Origin of the sequence: Streptomyces sp. SPB074, assembly GCF_000154905.1 — a bacterium.
In the GTDB taxonomy this organism is placed as follows: Bacteria; Actinomycetota; Actinomycetes; order Streptomycetales; family Streptomycetaceae; genus Streptomyces.
In genome coordinates this window covers 1,530,492-1,536,288 of the sequence record NZ_GG770539.1, presented here as the reverse complement: position 1 = coordinate 1,536,288, position 5,797 = coordinate 1,530,492, and the positions used below count along the sequence as shown (strand labels likewise).

General features: G+C 69.0%; 5 protein-coding genes. 3 read left to right on the top strand and 2 right to left on the bottom strand.

Features of this window, described 5'->3' with window-relative positions; all coding sequences use genetic code 11:
* Positions 1–39: 39 nt before the first annotated feature.
* Positions 40–609: a membrane protein gene (locus tag SSBG_RS06090; protein ID WP_008745329.1), complete on the bottom strand. Its 570-nt coding sequence runs from the start codon at positions 607–609 to the stop codon at positions 40–42.
* A gap of 154 nt (positions 610–763) precedes the next feature.
* Complete coding sequence (locus SSBG_RS06085) at positions 764–1,003, bottom strand: hypothetical protein (RefSeq protein ID WP_037869061.1); 240 nt, start codon at positions 1,001–1,003, stop codon at positions 764–766.
* 310 nt (positions 1,004–1,313) lie between these two features.
* Here SSBG_RS06085 and thyX point away from each other — a divergent pair, with 310 nt between their 5' ends.
* From thyX to SSBG_RS06070, 3 genes are all read left to right on the top strand, one after another.
* The gene (gene thyX, locus SSBG_RS06080; protein ID WP_037871172.1) at positions 1,314–2,021 is read left to right on the top strand and encodes an FAD-dependent thymidylate synthase; all 708 of its coding nucleotides are present in this window, start codon (positions 1,314–1,316) and stop codon (positions 2,019–2,021) included.
* 242 nt (positions 2,022–2,263) lie between these two features.
* Positions 2,264–3,178 (top strand): 4-hydroxy-tetrahydrodipicolinate synthase, encoded by a 915-nt coding sequence (gene dapA, locus SSBG_RS06075; RefSeq protein ID WP_008745326.1) that lies wholly within the window; start codon positions 2,264–2,266, stop codon positions 3,176–3,178.
* A gap of 140 nt (positions 3,179–3,318) precedes the next feature.
* Positions 3,319–5,004, top strand: coding sequence for a ribonuclease J (locus SSBG_RS06070; RefSeq protein WP_008745325.1), 1,686 nt, complete (start codon positions 3,319–3,321; stop codon positions 5,002–5,004).
* Positions 5,005–5,797 lie beyond the last annotated feature (793 nt).

The window sequence follows — 5,797 nt, the reverse complement described above, 5'->3', positions numbered from 1 at the left end:
CCGAGGCGCCGCAGGCCCGCGCGGCCCCGTCCCGCCGTCTCAGCGCCGCCCGGTGGGCTGGCCCGCCACGTACTCGTCCGCCCACGCCTCCAGCGTGTCCGCCGCGCGCTCGAAGCCCTCCGCGCGCGAGAGGAAGTCCGCGCCGTGGTCCGTGAGCAGGGGCCCCGTGACGTGCTGCCGCCGCGTCGTCAGCACGACGGCCTGCCCCTGCACGCTGCGCGGCAGCCCGAGGACCCTGACCGGCTGCTGCACGGTGCGCACCGCGCTCACCTGGCCCCAGGCGTACGTGTGCGTGTGCAGGAAGCCGGTACGGCGCACGCCGCGCGCGCTCACCCAGGCGCCCATCCGCAGCCCGCGCAGCGCGCCCGCTATCAGCACCGCGGCGAAGATCACCGAGCCGAGCGCGCCACCGGTGTTCTTGGCGAGACCTATCGCGAGCGCGGCGACGAGCACGAAGGCGGCGAGCAGCAGGACGAGCGCGGCGAGCGCGACGCGCCAGGGCCCGGGGCGGTACGGACGGCGCCACACCTCGCGGTCGTGGTACGGCAGCGCGACGTCGTCGGCGCCCTCCTCGAAAGTGCGGTCCGCCGTCAGGAAGGGCAGGGGCACGACTGTTTCCTCACTCATTCCGCGCGCACCAGGCGTGGCGCCAGGGGGCTGTGAGCGGTGAGGCTACCGAGACCCCCGGCCGTTCACCACTCCGGGGGTCTCTGCGAGCAGCCGTGCGAATCCCCGCACAGGGGATGTCAGCAGGCGAAGCGGATCAGCGGGGATCGGACGCCTCGGAGTGCTGCGTATGCCGGGGGGCCGTCTCCTGCGAGAGGGCGGGCAGGCCGAACAGCAGGCTGCCCACCAGGCCGCCGACCACGGTCAGCCCCACGAGCGCGCGGACCACGAGCTCTCCGCGCTGCGGCCGCTCGCGGGGCGGGGGCTCGACATTGCTGCGGTACTTCTCCGCCTCGACCAGAAAGGCGAACGGAACGGGCTCACGCCGTCGGAACATGTAAAGCGCTTCTCCTCGGATACTCGTCATGGACGGGTGCGGACTGTCCGGAAAGAAGTCGGAAAACCCGCAAATCAGACTACGGCCTCGGTGTGCTTCCGAACACACCGGCCCTGCTCGTACAGACGCGCGGAAGGCGTCTGTGGTGCCCGTTTTCGTGAGTCTCCGCGAAAAATGTCATGAGAGCCCTCCCATCGAGGGAGTCGTCTGCCCGGACCGTAAAGTGGGCGCCGCCCCCACGAAGCGACTGGAAGGACCGCCGCCGGTGTCCGAGACCCCTCAGGTGACCCCCGCCGAGACCGTCAAACCCATGTTCCGCAGCGAGATCACGGTGGAGCTGGTCAAGCACGCCGCCTCGGACCAGGACGTGCTGTGGGCCGCGCGGGTCTCCACGGCCGGCGAGCAGTCGCTCGACGAGCTCAAGAAGGACCCCGAGCGGTCCAAGGGCCTGATCAACTACCTCATGCGGGACCGCCACGGCAGCCCCTTCGAGCACAACTCGCTGACCTTCTTCATCAGCGCCCCGATCTTCGTCTTCCGCGAGTTCATGCGGCACCGCGTCGGCTGGTCCTACAACGAGGAATCCGGCCGCTACCGGGAGCTCCAGCCGGTCTTCTACGTGCCGGGCCCCGCGCGCAAGCTCGTCCAGGAGGGCCGCCCCGGCAAGTACGTCTTCGTCGACGGCACCCCCGAGCAGCACGCGCTGACCGAGCGCACCATGGGGGAGTCCTACGAGCAGGCGTACAAGGCGTACCAGGAGATGCTGGCGGCGGGCGTCGCCCGCGAGGTCGCCCGCGCGGTCCTCCCGGTCGGCCTCTACTCCTCGATGTACGCGACGTGCAACGCGCGCTCGCTCATGCACTTCCTCGGCCTGCGCACGCAGCACGAGCTGGCGAAGGTGCCGAGCTTCCCGCAGCGCGAGATCGAGATGGTCGGCGAGCGGATGGAGGAGCTGTGGGCGGGGCTCATGCCCCTCACCCACGCGGCCTTCAACAAGAACGGCCGCATGGCCCCCTGAATCAGGGCACCGGACAGGGGCGCGTGGACCGGGCCGGGAGCGGGCACACATGTACGGACCACGGAAAAGGTGTCCGTATTGCGGCTTTTCGCAGGGTTCAACTAGCCTGACCGCACGGGCCCGGCGCCGCGTGAACCCCCGAGCGCGCGGCGCCGGGTTCCCCTGAGCCGATGCCCCCGTACCCCGCCGCCGCGACGCCCCGAGGGCAGGAGCGGGGCCGAGCACCGAGTAGCGTGTTACCCATGGCTTTGACCTCCACTCCGCAGACCCCCTTCGGGCGGGTCCTCACCGCCATGGTCACGCCCTTCACGGCGGACGGCGATCTCGACCTCGACGGCGCGCAGCGACTCGCCGCGCAGCTGGTGGACGCGGGCAACGACGGCCTGGTGATCAACGGGACCACCGGGGAGTCGCCCACCACCAGTGACGCGGAGAAAGCCGACCTCGTCCGGGCGGTGCTGGAGGCAGTGGGGGACCGGGCGCACGTCGTCGCCGGGGTCGGCACCAACGACACGCGTCACAGCATCGAGCTGGCCCGCTCCGCGGAAGCGGTCGGCGCCCACGGCCTGCTCGCGGTGACGCCGTACTACAACAAGCCCCCGCAAGAGGGGCTGCTGCACCACTTCACGGCCCTCGCCGACGCCACCGGGCTGCCGGTCATGCTCTACGACATCCCGGGCCGCAGCGGAGTCGCGATCTCCACCGAGACCCTGGTCCGCCTCGCCGAGCACCCGCGCATCGTGGCCAACAAGGACGCCAAGGGCGACCTCGGACGCTCGGGCTGGGCCATCGCCCGCAGCGGCCTCGCCTGGTACTCGGGCGACGACATGCTCAACCTGCCGCTCCTGTCGGTCGGCGCGGTCGGCTTCGTCTCGGTCGTCGGGCACGTCGTGACCCCGGAGCTGCGCGCGATGCTCGACGCCCACCTCGCGGGCGACGTGCAGAAGGCCCTGGAGATCCACCAGCGGCTGCTGCCGGTCTTCACCGGTATGTTCCGCACGCAGGGTGTCATGACCACGAAGGCCGCGCTCGCCCTCCAGGGCCGGCCGAGCGGACCGCTGCGCCTGCCGATGGTGGGGCTGAGCGAGGAGGAGACGGCCCAGCTCAAGATCGATCTGGCCGCCGGCGGGGTAGAACTCGCACCACGGACTTCATAACCGAATAGCCCGCCCGGCCCCGGGCGGACGCGGAGTCCTCCGCGCTTCCCGGGCCCGGGCACGGCACTGTTCCCACAACAGCACGAACGTCACACATGCCACGTGCCCCGCACGTGGCGTGTGTGGTTGAGGAGAGTCTTTTGAGTCATCCGCACCCTGAACTGGGCCCGCCCCCGAAGCTCACCGAAGGCGGCCTGCGGGTCACCCCGCTCGGCGGCCTCGGCGAGATCGGCCGCAACATGACCGTCTTCGAATTCGGCGGGCGTCTGCTGATCGTCGACTGCGGAGTGCTCTTCCCGGAGGAGGAGCAGCCCGGAATCGACCTGATCCTGCCGGACTTCACATCGATCCGGAACCGGCTGGACGACGTCGAGGGCATCGTCCTCACGCACGGCCACGAGGACCACATCGGCGCGGTGCCGTACCTGCTCCGCGAGAAGCCGGACATCCCCCTCATCGGCTCGAAGCTGACCCTCGCGCTCATCGAGGCGAAGCTCCAGGAGCACCGCATCCGCCCGTACACCCTGGAGGTGCGCGAGGGGAACCGGGAGCGGGTGGGTCCCTTCGACTGCGAGTTCATCGCGGTCAACCACTCCATCCCGGACGCGCTCGCGGTCGCGATCCGTACCCCGGCGGGCATGGTCGTCCACACCGGTGACTTCAAGATGGACCAGCTTCCGCTGGACCACCGGCTCACCGACCTGACGACCTTCGCGCGCCTGGGCGAGGAGGGGATCGACCTCCTCCTCACCGACTCGACCAACGCCGAGGTCCCCGGTTTCACGCCGCACGAGCGGGACATCTCCAGCGTCCTGCGGCAGGTCTTCGGCGGCGCGCGCAAGCGCATCATCGTGGCGAGCTTCGCGAGCCACGTGCACCGCATCCAGCAGGTGCTGGACGCCGCGCACGCCTACGGCCGCAGGGTCGCCTTCGTGGGCCGCTCGATGGTCCGCAACATGGGCATCGCCCGCGACCTCGGCTACCTCAAGGTCCCCGCGGGGCTCATCGTGGACGTCAAGGCGCTCGACGACCTCCCGGACGAGGAGGTGGTGCTCGTCTGCACCGGTTCCCAGGGCGAGCCGATGGCCGCGCTCTCGCGCATGGCCAACCGCGATCACCAGATCCGCATCGTCCAGGGCGACACCGTCGTGCTGGCCTCCTCGCTGATCCCGGGCAACGAGAACTCGGTGTACCGGGTGATCAACGGCCTGACCCGGTGGGGCGCCAACGTCGTGCACAAGGGCAACGCCAAGGTGCACGTCTCGGGCCACGCCTCGGCCGGCGAGCTGCTGTACTTCTACAACATCTGCAAGCCCAAGAACCTGATGCCGGTGCACGGCGAATGGCGCCACCTGCGCGCCAACGCCGAGCTGGGCGCCCTCACGGGCGTCCCGCACGACCACATCGTCATCGCCGAGGACGGCGTCGCGGTCGACCTGGTCGACGGCCGCGCCCGCATCAGCGGCAAGGTCCAGGCCGGGTACGTGTACGTGGACGGCCTCTCGGTCGGCGACGTCACCGAGACCTCGCTCAAGGACCGCCGCATCCTCGGCGAGGAGGGCATCATCTCGGTGTACCTCGTCGTGGACTCCACGACGGGCAAGATCACCGGCGGCCCGCACATCCAGGCGCGCGGCTCGGGCATCGAGGACTCCGCCTTCGCGGGCGTCATGCCCAAGATCGACGACGCCATCGGGCGCGCGGCCAGGGACGGGGTGCTGGAGGCGTACCAGCTCCAGCAGCTCATCCGCCGCACCGTCGGCAAGTGGGTCTCGGACAACTACCGGCGCCGGCCGATGATCCTCCCGGTCGTCGTGGAGGTCTGACCCGGCGTCAGCTCTACGGAGGAGGGGGGGGGCCCGGATTTGCATCCGGGCGCCCCGCTCCAGTACGTTTGGCGACACCGCCGCTTCGGAGCCCGGCACCACCGTGTGCCCGGAGGACCGGAAGGGGCGGGAAATCCGACTCAGAACTTCTGATAAAGTCGGAAACGCCGGAAGGGAAACGGAAGGGCCGAAAGGCCGGGCCGGGAACCGGAAAGGCGCCGAGGAAATCGGGCCCGAGAGAGTCTGATAGAGTCGGGAACACGAAATACCGAAGGGAAAACGCCCGGAGGAAAGCCCGAGAGGGTGAGTACGAAGGAAGCGTCCGTTCCTTGAGAACTCAACAGCGTGCCAAAAGTCAACGCCAGATATGTTGATACCCCGACCGAGAGCCCCTTGTGGCTTGAGGTTGAGGTTCCTTTGAAACACAACACAGCGAGGACGCTGTGGACCGGGGGGATTATTCCTTCCCCTGGTTCCGCTCTCGTGGTGTCTCCCGATTACGGGAAAACATTCACGGAGAGTTTGATCCTGGCTCAGGACGAACGCTGGCGGCGTGCTTAACACATGCAAGTCGAACGATGAACCGCTTTCGGGCGGGGATTAGTGGCGAACGGGTGAGTAACACGTGGGCAATCTGCCCTGCACTCTGGGACAAGCCCTGGAAACGGGGTCTAATACCGGATACTTACCATCTTGGGCATCCAGGGTGGTGGAAAGCTCCGGCGGTGCAGGATGAGCCCGCGGCCTATCAGCTAGTTGGTGAGGTAATGGCTCACCAAGGCGACGACGGGTA